The 15632-nt window shown below is 45.9% G+C and carries 16 protein-coding genes; 6 read left to right on the plus strand and 10 right to left on the minus strand.

What is annotated here, in order from left to right; translation table 11 throughout:
• Positions 1 to 693, minus strand: a complete 693-nt coding sequence (locus KNQ12_RS12985; protein WP_023469704.1) for a response regulator transcription factor — start codon at positions 691 to 693, stop codon at positions 1 to 3.
• A 20-nt stretch (positions 694 to 713) separates the two neighbouring features.
• The gene (locus KNQ12_RS12990) at positions 714 to 1958 is read right to left on the minus strand and encodes a hypothetical protein (RefSeq protein ID WP_251055848.1); all 1245 of its coding nucleotides are present in this window, start codon (positions 1956 to 1958) and stop codon (positions 714 to 716) included.
• Positions 1959 to 2097: 139 nt separating this feature from the next.
• Here KNQ12_RS12990 and KNQ12_RS12995 point away from each other — a divergent pair, with 139 nt between their 5' ends.
• Positions 2098 to 2928: a Cof-type HAD-IIB family hydrolase gene (locus tag KNQ12_RS12995; RefSeq protein WP_058265670.1), complete on the plus strand. Its 831-nt coding sequence runs from the start codon at positions 2098 to 2100 to the stop codon at positions 2926 to 2928.
• A gap of 50 nt (positions 2929 to 2978) precedes the next feature.
• Here the strand turns inward: KNQ12_RS12995 and KNQ12_RS13000 are convergent, their stop codons facing one another.
• Positions 2979 to 3638 carry a uracil-DNA glycosylase gene (locus tag KNQ12_RS13000; protein ID WP_174316705.1) on the minus strand — a complete coding sequence of 220 codons (660 nt, stop codon included), beginning with the start codon at positions 3636 to 3638 and terminating at the stop codon, positions 2979 to 2981.
• Between the two features lie 80 nt (positions 3639 to 3718).
• On the opposite strand from KNQ12_RS13000, the gene KNQ12_RS13005 reads away from it, so the two are divergent.
• A complete protein-coding gene (locus KNQ12_RS13005; protein ID WP_214748733.1) occupies positions 3719 to 4444 on the plus strand; it encodes a WecB/TagA/CpsF family glycosyltransferase in 726 nt (241 codons plus the stop codon).
• A gap of 56 nt (positions 4445 to 4500) precedes the next feature.
• Here KNQ12_RS13005 and KNQ12_RS13010 read toward each other — a convergent pair whose 3' ends face one another.
• Together KNQ12_RS13010 and KNQ12_RS13015 are read right to left on the minus strand one after the other, a co-directional pair.
• The gene (locus KNQ12_RS13010) at positions 4501 to 5133 is read right to left on the minus strand and encodes an NAD(P)H-dependent oxidoreductase (protein WP_023469709.1); all 633 of its coding nucleotides are present in this window, start codon (positions 5131 to 5133) and stop codon (positions 4501 to 4503) included.
• A gap of 145 nt (positions 5134 to 5278) precedes the next feature.
• Positions 5279 to 5737, minus strand: coding sequence for a MarR family winged helix-turn-helix transcriptional regulator (locus KNQ12_RS13015; RefSeq protein WP_035412039.1), 459 nt, complete (start codon positions 5735 to 5737; stop codon positions 5279 to 5281).
• A 171-nt stretch (positions 5738 to 5908) separates the two neighbouring features.
• Here KNQ12_RS13015 and KNQ12_RS13020 point away from each other — a divergent pair, with 171 nt between their 5' ends.
• Positions 5909 to 6169 (plus strand): hypothetical protein, encoded by a 261-nt coding sequence (locus tag KNQ12_RS13020; protein ID WP_035412036.1) that lies wholly within the window; start codon positions 5909 to 5911, stop codon positions 6167 to 6169.
• Positions 6170 to 6183: 14 nt separating this feature from the next.
• A complete protein-coding gene (locus tag KNQ12_RS13025; RefSeq protein WP_214748735.1) occupies positions 6184 to 7137 on the plus strand; it encodes a LacI family DNA-binding transcriptional regulator in 954 nt (317 codons plus the stop codon).
• Between the two features lie 54 nt (positions 7138 to 7191).
• On the opposite strand, the gene KNQ12_RS13030 is transcribed toward KNQ12_RS13025, so the two are convergent.
• The 5 genes from KNQ12_RS13030 to cbpA all read right to left on the minus strand — a co-directional run bounded on the left by KNQ12_RS13030 (position 7192) and on the right by cbpA (position 13552).
• Positions 7192 to 7845 (minus strand): C40 family peptidase, encoded by a 654-nt coding sequence (locus KNQ12_RS13030; RefSeq protein WP_214748740.1) that lies wholly within the window; start codon positions 7843 to 7845, stop codon positions 7192 to 7194.
• A 219-nt stretch (positions 7846 to 8064) separates the two neighbouring features.
• A complete protein-coding gene (locus KNQ12_RS13035) occupies positions 8065 to 11298 on the minus strand; it encodes an efflux RND transporter permease subunit (protein ID WP_214775464.1) in 3234 nt (1077 codons plus the stop codon).
• Positions 11299 to 11312: 14 nt separating this feature from the next.
• Positions 11313 to 11870, minus strand: coding sequence for a TetR/AcrR family transcriptional regulator (locus KNQ12_RS13040; RefSeq protein ID WP_023469715.1), 558 nt, complete (start codon positions 11868 to 11870; stop codon positions 11313 to 11315).
• A 212-nt stretch (positions 11871 to 12082) separates the two neighbouring features.
• Positions 12083 to 12853 (minus strand): pyrroline-5-carboxylate reductase family protein, encoded by a 771-nt coding sequence (locus KNQ12_RS13045; RefSeq protein WP_023469716.1) that lies wholly within the window; start codon positions 12851 to 12853, stop codon positions 12083 to 12085.
• 60 nt (positions 12854 to 12913) lie between these two features.
• A complete protein-coding gene (cbpA, locus tag KNQ12_RS13050) occupies positions 12914 to 13552 on the minus strand; it encodes a cyclic di-AMP binding protein CbpA (RefSeq protein ID WP_023469717.1) in 639 nt (212 codons plus the stop codon).
• A 341-nt stretch (positions 13553 to 13893) separates the two neighbouring features.
• Between cbpA and KNQ12_RS13055 the strand changes: the two genes are divergently transcribed.
• Complete coding sequence (locus KNQ12_RS13055) at positions 13894 to 14511, plus strand: DUF47 domain-containing protein (RefSeq protein WP_023469718.1); 618 nt, start codon at positions 13894 to 13896, stop codon at positions 14509 to 14511.
• Positions 14512 to 14527: 16 nt separating this feature from the next.
• Entirely contained in the window at positions 14528 to 15532 is a 1005-nt protein-coding gene (locus tag KNQ12_RS13060; protein ID WP_023469719.1) for an inorganic phosphate transporter, read from the plus strand.
• Positions 15533 to 15632 lie beyond the last annotated feature (100 nt).

Genomic DNA, 15632 nt, shown 5'->3' on the forward strand with positions numbered 1-15632 from the left:
TCATTCTTCGTTACGCCACTTGTATCCATGTCCCCACAATGTCTCAATGAACTTCGGTTCCGCTGGATTCTCTTCGATTTTTTGACGAAGACGGCGAATGTTGACATCGACCGTCTTCCGATCACCAAAGTAATTCTCACCCCATACCGCATCGAGTAATTCATCTCGCGACATGACTTGATCTTCGTTTTTGATGAAGTGGCAAAGTAAATCGTATTCAGTTGGTGTCACTTCGACATCGACACCTTCTTTTTGGACGCGCTTCGCCCCTAAATCAATCCGAAACGGTCCAGAGACGAGTTCACGTGGCTGTTTTCTGCGGCGTAATGTCTCTACCCGTCGCAGGAGCGACTGGATGCGCGCGAGTAGCTCTGCTGGACTGAATGGCTTCGCGATGTAATCGTCTGCTCCTACGCTCAGTCCCATGACTTTATCCTCTTCTCGTGTCCGTGCCGTCAGCATGATGATCCCGACGACTTCATCCTTTGCCCGCGCCTGTTCACAGACGGCAAAACCGTCGACTTCCGGCATCATGATATCGAGTAACAGAATATCGAAGGTTTGTTGATCAAACTGCGCAAGCGCTTCTTTCCCATTTTCCGCCTCGATGACATCATAGCCTGCCCGTTTCAAATTAATGACGATGAAACTGCGAATCGCATGTTCATCTTCAGCTACTAGTATTTTGGTCATTCTTCTCTCCCCCTGATTCTTTATTCCACGAGTGTGACACGATTGACGAACACTTCATAATCCTTCGTCGCACCAATCACATAGACATAATCGATACCTTCTTTGATTTTTCGCTTTTGATCACTCGCAATGTATTGATTCTTCGGAATGACCTCTAATTCGAAATCAATCTGCTTCGTTTCTCGATTGATGAACCGAACACGATTTTCGCGTTTCTCGATCGTTTCACGCGTCGCCCAGTTGGCAGGGAACCGCATGACGAAATTGTATTCTTGATCGATGTACTGCTCTTCTCGCAGTTCGAACCCACTCTCGAGAAATGGTGGATTATCTGATCCATTCCATGTGTAGTATGCCGTGATGCGTGGTTTCGGTTCACCTTCACGCCCTTTACTGCCTTCTGGCGTGTATTGATGACCAAACTCGACGATTCCGTCTTGATCGACATCTTTCGGGAAGGTATACATCGGTTCGACGATCTCATCGACCTGACCGAAACGGACCTGTTCCAACGTATCGTTCGCTAAGCGGAATAATGCAATGTGCATTTTTGCATCTCGTGTATACGATACGATCAAGCCTTTATTCCGAGCGGCATTGATCGTATCGACTTCAAATAAATCATGTTCTGCGAATAAATCGCCATCCTGCGTCGAAAGCGTCGTCTCTTGGTGCTCTTTCGACAGGATGTCTTTATAATAGATCAAACGAGACGGACTGCCCTTTTGCAGAAGCACCATATCCCGCTCTCGATCTTGATTCAAATCAGCTACCGACAGACGATCGTATCGATCGACTTTCGTGACGTCTCGTTGCTTCGATAGTAACTGTTCAATGATGTATAACGTATTTTCACCATAACTGGTAATACCGATGACCAGGTGGTTTTGTTTATGTCGTGCGTCAGTTATGACTTCGAGTCGATCGATGGCTCGACCGTCAGCTACCGTCTGTCGCGTCACGAGTCGCCATTTTTCGCCTTGTCGCTCATGGACGAGCAGATGAATCGTGAAGCGCCCGTCCTGCTCGCTACGGTAAAAGGTGATCGCTTCATCTTTACCGTTTCGATCTAAGTCGACGAGTTCGTATAGGCGTGATACCGCTTGATTTCGTGGCGCCACGATCTCTGCCTGTTTCGGCAAATCGCGGTCAATCCGTTCTTTCAACGACTGCTCCCATGCCGGAAGGGACGGATGTTCGAGTAAAGAGGCGGGATGCGGAAACATCGTACTGCATCCTGCTAATAATAGACTTGATACGATCATGAAGAGATATTTCATAAAGTTGGAATCCTTTCCGTACGGGCTCTGTTTCCACTTTATCATACTCTCTTCGAGGAGAGTATATTGTCGAACGGGGGACAAGTTGTTACGATATACAGATAATTGAAAGGGGTTTGAATGTATGACGTATAAAATGATTGTTCTCGATTTAGATGATACCTTGTTGACAAGTGACCATACGATTTCACCACGTACGAAAGAAGCTTTACTCGCTGCGCAGCGACGCGGGAAGAAAGTCGTCCTCGCTAGCGGTCGTCCGACATTTGCCATGCTCGACCTCGCAAAAGAGCTGGAACTCGCACGCTACGGAAGTTACATCCTAAGCTTCAATGGCGCTTCAATCATTGATTGTAAAACGAACGAATCGCTCTTCCTCAGCACGCTTTCCCCGGAGACGGTCCACCGCCTCGACGATTTGAGTAAACGGGAGGGTGTCTACATCCACACGTATATCGGAGATGAAATCCTGACAGAACAACCAAACGAGTATACGACGCTTGAAGGACAACTGACAGGCATGGAAGTCATCCCTGTCGCTGATTTTAAAGCCGCGATTCAAACACCTGTCGTCAAGTGTTTGATGATGGCAGAAGAGACGCACCTCGCGCGCGTCGAACAGACGCTTCAACAGGAACTTGCGGGTGAACTTGCAGTAGCTCGCTCGAAGCCATTTTTCCTTGAATTCACGGAAGACGGTGTGACAAAAGGAACAAGCCTTGCCTTACTGTCTGAAAAACTAGGAATCTCTCAAGAAGAAGTCATTGCTTGTGGAGACGGTAACAACGATCTATCGATGATTGAATGGGCAGGTCTTGGTGTCGCGATGGCGAATGCAGCCGATACCGTCAAAGAAAAAGCACAGTATATGACCGCTTCGAACGATGAAGATGGTGTTGCTCTCGTCGTCGAAAAATTCATGATGGATGAGGAACCGGCGATCTCAAGCCGCTAAGTAACTCAAAAAGCGTGTGTTCCGCATTCAACGGGACACACGCTTTTAATTTACGACAAACACCAGTCGATCGGCTCTCTTCCCTGCTCTTTCAGCCAAGCATTCGTTTGCGAATACGGTTTACTACCGAAAAATCCACGACTTGCGGACAAGGGACTCGGATGGACAGCTTCAAGAACAAGATGACGATCTGTATCGATCAGCGTTTTTTTACTCTTCGCATGATTTCCCCAGAGGATGAATACGATTGGTTGTGTCTGTGTTCCTAATACTTCGATGACCCGATCCGTAAACGGTGCCCAACCTTTTTTAGCATGGGATCCCGCTTTCCCTTCCTCAACCGTAAGCGACGTATTGAGTAAGAAGACTCCTTGTCGTGACCATGCTTCGAGATTACCGGATGTCGGAGTCGGACAACCGATATCCGAGACGAGTTCCTTATACATGTTTCGAAGGGATGGAGGGATCGGCACTCCGTCATGCACGGAAAAGCTGAGTCCATTCGCCTGACGTGGACCATGGTAGGGATCTTGCCCTAAGATGACGCACCGGACATCTTCTGGAGCGACCGCATCGAACGCATGAAAGATCCGCTCTTTCGGAGGATAGACGGTCGTCGTTTGATAGGCTTCCTTCAAAAAAGCCCACAGTTCCTGAAAATAGGGTTTTTCCTTTTCTTCTTTTAACACGGTTTGCCAAGATGGATGCACGTGAATCCGCTCCTTTTTCAGTCTCAAGTCGCTGTTCGTCCGTCTTGATTCTGCTATGATGGATGATGAGGTGGAAAACTATGATTCAGACAAAACAAGTATTCGGACTACCATTCGTCGATGCGAAACCTTCGCAATGGTATACCCATATTAAAACAATCTTACACGAACGTGGAAAAGCCTTTCTTGTCACGGCGAACCCAGAGCTCGTGTTGCGTGCATTGCGCGAACCTTCTTACGATGCCATCTTACGACGGGCGACGTTCATTACACCAGACGGAATCGGTGTGACGGCTGCCAGTAAACGGATGGGCGCACCACTCACTGCGACATTGCCAGGAATCGAGACCGCACGTGAACTATTGCGGACGGCAGACGCATTCGAGAAGCGTGTCTTTTTACTCGGTGGACGTCCGGAAGTCATGAAATCGTTGATTCGTCAGTTATCGATTCGGTTTCCGAACATCCACTTCGTAGGAACGTTTCATGGTTTTGGAAAGACAGAAGAAGCAACGCAAGCTATTACAGAAGCAGACGCTGATCTTGTTCTCGTCGCACTCGGTGCACCGAAACAAGAAGAATGGATCGCTTCCGTCTATGATCACGTCGATCATGGCATCTTCATCGGTGTCGGTGGTGCGTTCGACGTTTGGTCAGGACACAGTAAACGTGCGCCTAAATTATTCCGTCGACTGAAGCTAGAGTGGCTCTATCGTATCTCGACGCATCCCCGCGGCTTTGAGAAATTAAAAGATTTGTTGCTCTTCCTGACGCTTGTGCTTCGCAAAAAATCAACGCTCTCTTAACTCAATACAAATACAAAAAGGCTCCCGACACGGCGGGAGCCTTTTTTACGCTTATCTTATGCGTTGACAGTCGAGAATGAACGACCGAGTTCTTTCGCTTTTGCGATTGCTGCTTCTTTGATTTCTTCTGCTTTTTCTGGGTTCATCGCCATACCTTCGATGAAGAGGGCATCGTAGTCTGTTACACCAGTGAAAGCAAGTGCTTGACGGAGGTAGTCATCACCGAAGTTAAGACCAGATCCTGTGTACACGCCACCTGTCGCTTGGATGTGGAGTGCTTTTTTGCCTTCCATCAAACCTTTAGGACCTTCTGCAGTGTAAGCGAATGTTTTACCTGCAAGAAGTACGCTGTCGATGTACATTTTGAGACGTGCTGGGAAAGAGAAGTTCCACATTGGTGTGACGAAGACATACTCATCTGCTTCCATGTATTGTTCGAGATGTTTTGTCATCGTACCAACTTTTGCGATCTCCACTTCTGTTAATTCTTCGCCTGTTGCGAATTTGCCCCATGCGCTTAACACGTCTGTGTCGATTTCTTGGACTGTTTCGTTATATAGGTCAAGAACTTCTACTTCAGCTGAAGGATTCGCTGCTTTGTAGCTTTCGAGGAATGCTTCACCGACTTGAAGGCTGAAAGAGTGTTCTGTAGCTTTTGGGTTAACAGTTACATAAAGTAATTTAGTCATTATTATTTCTCCCTTTTATTTAAAGTAAATTCTGTAACTAAACATACCAACCACCTTTTCGTTTGTCAATTAGTTTGACTTCTGATTGTAGAAAAAAAGCTCAAGTCCGTGACTTGAGCCTTTTCCATCATATGAGTGCTAATCCTTATGCATTTTCGAGCGGCGTATAATGTTCGGCTCGTAAACCGATTCGTTTCAATTGATCAATCAACTGTTCCTTTTCCGACACTGACAAATCCTTGAACAAGTCTGCTAAAAAGGCTTCATGCTTCGGGAATGTCTCTTCCATCAGTTCGCGTCCAGCTTCCGTTAGGGTTCCAAACGTGACACGACGATCCGTCGCACATGATTTTCGCGCAATCAATCCACGCTTTTCGAGTTTATCGACGACATACGTCACACTGCCGCTCGTTAACAGAATTTTATCGCCAATCTGTTGTAAAGGCGTATCCCCTTTGTGGTAAAGCAATTCCAGGACTCCGAATTCCGATAAATTCAACTGATGTGTTTTGATGTCTGCCTTTACTTGCTCCGTCACCGCATGCATCGTCCGAGATAGAACAACGAGCATTTTTAATGCCAGCTTCGAGTCTGTCGATTCCATTTTACGTTCGCCCCTCTTTGTGTTGTATCGTCACAATCATAGACTTCTTTGTCTACTCGGTCAATTCTTGCTGAATTTTCTCAATCAATCCATTGCTCAAAAATAGTTCTTGCCGTGAAACGCGTTTCATACCCTATCGTCTTGATATACACTAAAAAGGAGGTAATCATCATGTCGATCCATACTCGGTTAACCCAGCTATTCAAGCGGAATGTTGCTTTTGAATGGGCGATTGAACAATTGCACACACCAGCAGGATATTATCTGTGTCAACACACGTTGGTTGATCAATATCCTGATTTGTCTCCTCAAGAAAAAACACGACTGCTCTCAAAAATCAATGAATTGGCTGAACAGACATCTCCATTCTCGGCCCCCGTCTCCCGACAGGATTGGCGCCGACTTGAACAACGATTATCTCGCCAGACCTAAAGGAGGGATGCGCGATGACGAACATCCGAGACTTGGCACGTGAAGCAAACGTGTCCGTCACGACAGTCTCACGTGTACTAAATGATCACCCATACGTGGCGAACGAGAAGCGACAAGCTGTCCGAGAAGCGATAGTAAAACTTGGCTATATCCGTAATCAAACCGCTGTCCATCTTTCGACGGGTATGACAAAAACGGTCGGAGTCATGCTCCCATTCGTTGATCATCCATATCACGCCGCCATTCTCCAAGGCATCGCACAAGCGGCTTTTGACGCCAGTTATCGTTTCTTGACGTGGCAAACGAATTATGTGGAAACGCATGAGCAACTCGCTCTTGATGCGCTAGCGCAACAGGAGATCGACGCACTCATCGTCGTGTCGCACAGCCTTCCGTTATCAGCGATTTTACCGTACGAACGCTATGGACCGATTGTCTTTTGTGAACACCACGAAGACGTCGCTGCTGTCTATATCGATCACTATACGGCCTTTCAACAGGGACTTGCACATCTACGACAACAAGGACATACAAGCATTGGTATTTGTCTCTGGCGCCCCGACAGTACGAATAGTTTGGCGCGTAAACATGCGTATCAAGAAGTTGTCAGTGACGCGTTCGTCTATGAACAGACATTGACGATCGAAGATGGTGCGAACGTCGCAAGGCGCTGGATGCAACAGAAACAACGACCGAGCGCCATCTTGACTGCCAGTGATCACGTTGCCGCGGGACTGATCTTGGAACTACGAAAACAAGGCTATCAGGTCCCGGGAGATCTCTCTGTCATTGGCTTTGATGGAAGTGAACTCGCTGAAGTCTTATCGATGACGACGATCGCGATTCCATATGCTACGATCGGACGACATGCTTTTCAGCTAACAGTTCGAAACGATATGAATATTCGTCCGCAAATCGAAGTACCGTCAACGTTCATTGCTGGAAAGACCGTTCTTCCTTATACCTGAATCCATATAAAAAAGCGACGAGTTCATCGATTTGAATTCGTCGCTTCATTTCGTTCAAAGTGCCCCTGCTGCTACATACCGTGATCCCCAGTAGCCGCCACGGAACGATTCTTTGACAACTCTTCCATAGTACGAGTTCGCATTGATCATCGTACTCCCATCGACAGCAATCCCAACGTGCTGAATGCCACTACCGTGTGTAAAGAAGACGAGATCTCCGGCGCCAGGAGCTGTACGTTTCGTCGATGAATACTGAGCAGCTGCTGTGCGCGGAAGTGATTTTCCTAGTGCTTGATAGACGTAACGTGTAAATCCAGAGCAATCAAAGCTAACTGGACCGGTCGCGCCAAAAACATAAGGGCGTCCTTTAAGACCTTCCGCTACCGATACGATTGTTGACCCTGTTTTGCTCAATCCTTTTGTTGCTTTTGCATTGTATGCTTTCGTATACATCGAAGCGATATACGCTGTTTTTCCTTGATGACGAATTTGGTACCAATCTTTCACTTTTCCGCTCACTGCCACGGACTGTCCAAGTTTCAATTGACCGACTCGCTTACTCGATGCTGTCGCTTTCGCTCGGATATTTAACACATCCACGGAGATCGTGACTTTCTTACTCGTTGCGGCTTGTGTTGATGACGGAACGAGTGTCCAGCTACTGATTAGTAACGTTAAGGTTAACAAAACACGAGTGACAGCTTTCATCGATTCATTCTCCTCTTATGTATGAATGTATTGTACGTCTGAATTGTCAGATAATTTCTGTTTTTATCCTATCACGTTCCAGATTTTCATCATATTACAGTTCTTTAACGCGCATTCTTTTTCGTAATACTTTTGTAACAAAATAAAAAAACAGGATGTAAAACGGCTTAGAATAGCCATTTCTACATACCTGTCAGTTTGAGTCATTTAATCGTTTTTTTAAGAATCAATTGACTTCTTTTTACGGAAACGTGCTAAGAATTCATAGACGATCGGCACGATGAGGAGTGTCAACAACGTCGAACTTGTGAGTCCACCGATGACCGTCACACCTAACCCTTTTGAAATCAATGCGCCACCTTCGAGTCCAAGCGCAAGTGGTGCAAGTGCACCAATCGTCGCAAGTGCTGTCATCAAGATTGGACGTAAACGTGTACCTGCTGCATCGAGTAGTGCTTCACGCGTCGATAAACCTTCCGCTTCTTTATGAATGACACGGTCGATCAAGACGATCGCATTCGTCACGACGATTCCGATCAACATCAAAGCACCAATCAAGGATGATACAGAAATCGTCTCTCCTGTAATCAACAGAGCAACCAGTCCACCGATGATTGCGAATGGAAGTGAGAACAAGATGACGAGTGGTGTCAATGCTCCTCCAAACGTAATGACGAGGACAAGATAGACGATCGCTACAGCTGCTGCCATTGCTAGACCAAGTTGTGTGAACGACTCTTGGATCTGCTCTGTGACTCCGCCTTGCTCATACGAGACGCCTGTCGGACGATCAATGTTTTTAACGGACTTTTCAATCGCTTGAGAAGCCTCTGTTGCTTTATCCGTTTTTAGTTCTGCTGTAACGGTAGCGACGAGTTTTCCATCACGTTCGTTGAGCGAATCAGGAGTCGTTCCTTTCTTCACTTCAACGAAATCGGACAATTTGCGAACGCCAAGCGGTGTCACGACATCCGTCTCTTCCAAATCTTGAACGGAATCGTATGTCGTTTGTTCGTTTGGAACGATGACATCGAGTTCCTTCCCATCTACCTTAATAGTAGAAAGTGGTTTTTCTTCTCCTTGGACATTAGCAATGCCTTGCGCAAGTTGTGCTGTTGAAAGGCCGAATTCAGCCGCTTTTTGCTGATCGACTTCGAACGTATATTGCGTATACGCTTCTTTTAAATCTGTCGTTACTTTTCGAACATACTTCGATTCACCTTCGATCGCATCAACGAATTTCGGTGTTACTGCTTCTAAATCTTCAATATTATTCGCAAAGATTGAATACGAGACGCCTGACGAAGCTGCGCCACCACTAAAGTCTTGCTCTTTCCATTCTCCTGTCGGAATGTCAGCATTCAGCTGTTTGATGGCTGTCTGTTTAACATCTGCGAAATCTTCCGTGTCTGGATCGTATTGGACGATGAAGACCCCTTGTTTCGTATTCCCTGGATTCAATGGATTTTCTCCACCGACGGTAAACTGAAGATTATCGATATTTTTTTGTTTGTTGAAATAATCTTCTGCTTGATCAGCTGCTTTTAACGAATCATCCAACGTTTGACCTGGTTTTGGATTGTACGTGACGTAGAGTGTCTTTTCTCCTTCTTGATTCAAGAAGTTGACACCAATCGTTGGTACGAGAGCAAAACTACCGATCAAAAGCAAGACTGAAAGACCAAAGACGATGAGTTTATGGTTAAGAGACCAATTCAGCATACGGCGATACTCATTCGCCAACTTTCCGCCCTCTTCTTTTTCCGGTTTTGGTGCTTTACCACGCTTAAAGAGCGAATCCGCGAACATCGGAACGACCGTAACCGCAACGATCAAGGACGCGAACAGTGCAAAGACGACTGTCAAAGCGAATGGTAAGAACAGCTCACCAACGAATCCCGTAACGAATCCGAGTGGCAAGAAGACCGCGATCGTAACGACTGTCGACGAAGCGATTGGAATGAAGACCTCTCGTGTTGCACTGATGATCAGTTCTTTTCCTTTTAACTTTTCCGTCGGATCCGTCAAACGACGATAAATATTTTCGATGACGACGATGGAATCATCAACGACTCGACCAATCGCGACCGTCATCGCTCCGAGTGTCATGATGTTCAAGGAAATATCCATCTGCTTCAAGACAAGAATTGCCATCAGAAGGGATAACGGAATCGAAATAACAGCAATGATCGTTGATTTAATGTTTCGTAAGAACAGCAAGATGATGACAATCGCAAATAACGCACCAATCAATGCTTTACTGATCATCGTCGAAACGGATTCCTCAATTGGTTTACCTTGATCAAGTGTCACAGATGCATTGACCGAACCGTTTTCTTTTTCGAAGTCTTTGATCGTCTGCTTGACTGCATTGACGACATCGACTGTATTCGCATCTTGCGACTTCGTTACTTGAACCCCAATCGATCGTTCACCATTCGAACGCGAGATCGATTCCTCGATCCCTTTATCTTCAATCGTCGCGACTTGTGACAACGTGACAGTTGGTACTTGCGTTGGTGCCGTCTGTGTTGCCTGATCTGACGCCGCACTTGTCGATGGTGTCGTTTGGGAAGCCGCAGGGGCTGACGATGGAGCTTGTCCTGCTTGTCCTGCTTGTCCTGCTTGTCCTGCTTGTCCTGCTTGTCCTGCTTGTCCTGCTTGTCCTGCTTGTCCTGCTTGTCCTGCTTCAGGAGTATTCGATGCTGGTGGTGTATAGGGAAGACGAAGATCTTTTAATTCCTTGACCGTCGTTGCTTTTCCATCTAATACGACTGCTTGTTCCTTATCCCCCAACTCGTATAAGCCAAGCGCTAAACGGGAATCATTAGCTTGAATCAATTGTTTCGCATTCTCTTCGGTTAAACCGTAACGTTCGAGTTTTTTCTCATCGAAGCGAATTTCGATCCGGCGAATCTCTTGACCCGCGACTTGAACCGTCTGCGCCCCTTCGATTCCTTCAAGCTTCGGTTGAAGTTCGTTTTCAACGAGTTTCGTCAACTCAGACAGGGAACGCTCCTTATCCGAAACGGCAAAACCGATGACCGGGAATGCATCAAAGGAAATCCGTGATACTTGTGGTTCCTGAACACCTTCCGGTAATTCGACGTTTGAAAGAGCTTCTTTTACTTTTTGCTCGGCTTCTTCCATATCCGTACTGAAGTTATAGTCGATTTGTAGGTTCGATGCATTTTGGAAGGACGTCGAGCGTACAGTATCGACTCCTGATAAATTTTCGACCTTACTTTCAAGTTCTCGACTGACTTCATCTAGAACTTGTTCTGGTGTAGCACCTGGATAAATCGTCGTCACCGACACGGTCGGTGTCGTGATGTCTGGCAATGTCTCGAGCTTCATCGATGTTCCCGCATAAATACCAGCAACCGTGATGATGATCGTCATGAGCCAGAGGGCAAACTTATTGTTCACCGAAAATTGGATGATCTTTTTCATCGTATGGTTCTCCCTCACTCTTCAATTTGTTTATCTAGTCGTCGTGCACGTTCTATTAATTGCTGAATTAATCGTTGTCGCACATTTGGAGACGGTGCACCGAACTGAAAATGTTCCGACAATTTCAAACCGTCTAATGTAAAGCGAATCGACAATACTTCAACCGGATCCATCTGTTCTGTCAGTTGGCGAAAGAACTGCTCCGCTTGTCGCTTTCGTTCCTCGACGAACGTCGCATGATCCTTTAATAAGGACAACAAGTAAAGAAGCGCATCCATGTCGAGATGGAACTCCTCTTGTTGCTGGATTTGCAACGTCACGAACGCTTCCATCGGTCCCATCGTCAACTGATGCTGTTCATATAGTTCAAATTGTCGTGCTTCTTGCGCCTCGATGACCCCCATTAATAAAGCTTCCTTCGAAGCGAAATGATACAATAGTCCACCTTTTGAGACATTTGCTTGTTTCGCTACTTCTTCAAGCGTCAATTGGGTGAATCCTTGTTGCAAAATGATCGTCGTCGTGGCTTCAAGAATCCGACGACGAGTCTCTTGCGCTTTTGCACTGGCCAATAGTCTCCCCCTTCCCTCATATTTACTGTACCGTCTGGACGGTTTCTTTTTACAGTGTACGAATTCTTATTTGAAGATGCAATCGCTTTGTTTATGTTTCACGTGAAACTTTCGTGAACGAAAAAAAAAGACTGACTCAAATGTCAGTCTCTACAAAGATAAGGACGTGAAAAGACGCGTCATTCTTTTTGAGTCAGCCTCTTTTGAATCCATTATTCGTCTGCTTCGCGTGAACTCTCTCGTAGTGCCGCTTGCATCGTATCGAATAAGTGACGCTCTCGTAGCACTTGGACGCCACGATCCGTCGGTCCACCAGGTGCCGCAACATCGGCAATCAGACGATCCGTACTTGCGTCGGAGCGCATGAGAATTTCAGCTGAACCTTTCATCGCTTGAGCAACGATTCGACGTGCATTTCCTTCTTCAAAACCAGCATCCGTCAAAACCGGCACCATACCAGCTACGACTTCATAGAAGAAAGCAGGACTACATCCAGCTGCCGCCATGAATGCAGGCATCGTCGATTCATTTGCTTCCGCAATTTCTCCGACACGTCCAAATAATGCCTCGACTACACTTCGGATCTCTTCATTCACGCGTGAGCCGAACCATAGTCCAGTCATTCCTAAACGGTGTGCGACTGGGGTATTTGGCATGGCAGCAACTGTCGGACGTTTTGCCAACTGTTCGATTTCATATGGTGTAATATGTGCAGCAATCGAAACGATCGTCTGATTCGTCCATTGTTGATTCGCTACATAGTCGAGTACACCATCGGGTTGCATGCCCAGCATGACGAGATCGTATAAGGAGACGTCCTCCTGCTCGACCGTTTGAACGCCGTGTCGCGCTGCGACTTCTGTCAAGCGTATCCCGCCACTCCGATTCGTCATCGTGATATCTTCTCGTGCAAATCCAGAAGCGACCCATCCTTGAACGAGTGCCTCACTCATCGCACCGGCTCCTACTATTAATAGTTTCATCATCTATCCTTCCTTTCCCTCAAAAAAAGACCAGTCATGAACTGGTCTTGTGCGGGTCCATTATACACGAACGGCTAAATCTTCGACAGCAACGACTCGAAGTCCCTTATCGTCAAGTTTCTTAACGATTTTTTTCTTTGTCTTCTCGTCACAATCCGTCGGTAATGTAATCAATACACGACGCATGACGCTACTCTTCGCATCGAGTGTCATCAGACTCGCGACCGTTGAATATTTGTTGACGATCTTCGAGATCTTCTCAAGTGCCCCTTTTTGTTCACTTAGGGCTACTGTCAGGACGTAACTTCCAGAATCACGGTTCCATGCTTCTTCAAGCATTCCAAGCATTTTTCCGTGTGGCAGGATACCGAAGAAATGACCGTCATCATTTAAGACCGCGATATACGGTAATTCCTTGATTGAGAAGAAGACTTCAAAGAAATTACTTCCTGTATAGATGTATTTGGATGTATTCTTAATCAGCGACATGACGTTGTCGTCTAAGCTGCCACCATTCATCCCATGCCGATAGATGTGCATCTTATAGATGTTCCCTTTAAAGTCCTGTCCTGATTGGTCAAGGACCGGGACACAGCGGTATCCGGTTTTTTCAAGTGTGTCGAGTGCTTCACGAATCGTCGCTGTCTCGGAAATCGTGACACATTGATGCTTCGGAATACATAAACTTTGTACGAGCATAATAAAATCCTCCTCTTTTACCTAATTACGCAGACTTAATCATATCATTCGATTTTCATGCGCCATATCCTCTTTTCCCACTTCTGATGCGCTTTTATTCTTACAATCACAAGACAATCTCTTGCAATCACAACGTAATCCAACTCATTTCAATCAAGTACACTTCACTTTTACCATTGTCAGACAATTTATTAAATCTACAATCACTTCCGTATTAAGATTTATTAAGATTTCGTAAAGACGCTTCATAAATGTATTCTTTTACAATACCGTCTGCTACAATCGAACTCGTGAAGTTACTTCACTATTCTATTCTTGTTCTTAATATGGAGGCAGAAGAAATGTTTAGTAAAAAACAAGATCCATTCGCAGTGAAATTATCCGAAATCGCAGGACACTTAAAAACGACTTCGCAATTCTTCGTTGACTTTAAAATCAACGGCATCGCGGATGTAAAAGAATTTGCACATAAAGTAAAAGACTTCGAAACAGCTGGGGACGATTTGATGCACCAGTTGATCATCGACTTGAACAATGCGTTCATCACGCCGATCGACCGTGAAGACTTACTCGCACTTGCTAACGCACTTGATGACGTCTTAGACGGTTTTGAAGAATGTTCAGCGATCTTCGAAATCTACAATATCGTTCAAGCAGACGAGCACATGATCAAGTTCGTCGATGAAATCAACATCGCTGTCACAGAACTCGCGATGTCAATGGATCTTCTTGTTGCACGTAAATTGCAACCGATGCGTGAACATGTCATCAAAATCAAAGAACAAGAGACGATTTGTGATAACCTACGCCGTAAATCGATCAAAGCATTGTTCGCAACAGAAACAGATCCAATTAAAATCATCCAATATAAAGAAATCTATGAATCGCTCGAATCAATCGCGGACTACTGCCAAGATGCAGCTAACGTCATTGAAACGATCATCATGAAAAACGCTTAAGTGAGGAGCTAACGAGATGGATAGCCTGTTTATCATCACCGCCATAATCGTGATTCTCGCACTTAGCTTCGACTTCATCAACGGTTTCCACGATACAGCGAACTCGATCGCGACTTCGGTGTCGACTCGTGCGTTGAAACCACGTCATGCCATCATCTTGGCTGCATCGATGAACTTCCTAGGTGCAATCACGTTCACTGGAGTCGCAAAAACGATCTCTGGTGACATCGTTGACCCGTCAACACTTGAACATGGTAGCTACGTCGTTATCGCTGCCTTGATTTCAGCCATTGCCTGGAACCTTTTGACTTGGTACTTCGGTATTCCGTCAAGTTCTTCGCATACACTGATCGGTTCGATTGCTGGTGCTGCTGTTGCCTCTGTCGGATTCGGAGGAATCGAAGCAAAAGGCTTCTTGAAAATCGTTCAAGCCTTGCTCATTTCACCAGTGCTCGCATTCACACTCGGTTTCATCGTTTATGCAATCTTTAAAGTCATCTTCAAAAAAGGAAACTTGGCGAAGACGAATCGTCGCTTCCGTCATGTTCAAATTGCAACCGCTGCTTTGCAGTCGTATACACACGGTACGAACGACGCACAAAAAGCGATGGGGATCATCACGCTTGCTTTGATCTCATCTGGTTATCAAACAGATCACGAAGTTGCGACTTGGGTTAAACTCTCATGTGCGATCGCGATGGGTCTCGGAACATCTGTAGGTGGATGGCGGATCATCAAGACCGTCGGTGGTCAAATCATGAAAATCCGTCCGGTCAACGGGGTTGCAGCTGACTTAACATCAGCAGCGATCATCTTTGGAGCGACAGCGATTCATCTTCCGGTTTCGACGACACACGTCATCTCTTCTGCCATCTTGGGTGTAGGTACATCACACCGTAAGAAAGGTGTAAAGTGGGGAACAGCACAGCGCATGCTCATTACATGGGTCATCACATTGCCGATTTCGATGGCTTTCGCTGCCTTGATCTACTATATTCTCGACTTCTTATTCATTAAATAAGTACTTGCCCCGCCTACTCAAAACAGGTGGGGTTTTGTGTACGTCAGAAGCGTCGATAGTTGTTGTTTTTCCCATAATTCGCTATGATGAAGAACAAGAA

Source organism: Exiguobacterium sp. s11 (assembly GCF_018619015.1).
GTDB classification, from domain to species: Bacteria; Bacillota; Bacilli; order Exiguobacteriales; family Exiguobacteriaceae; genus Exiguobacterium_A; species Exiguobacterium_A indicum.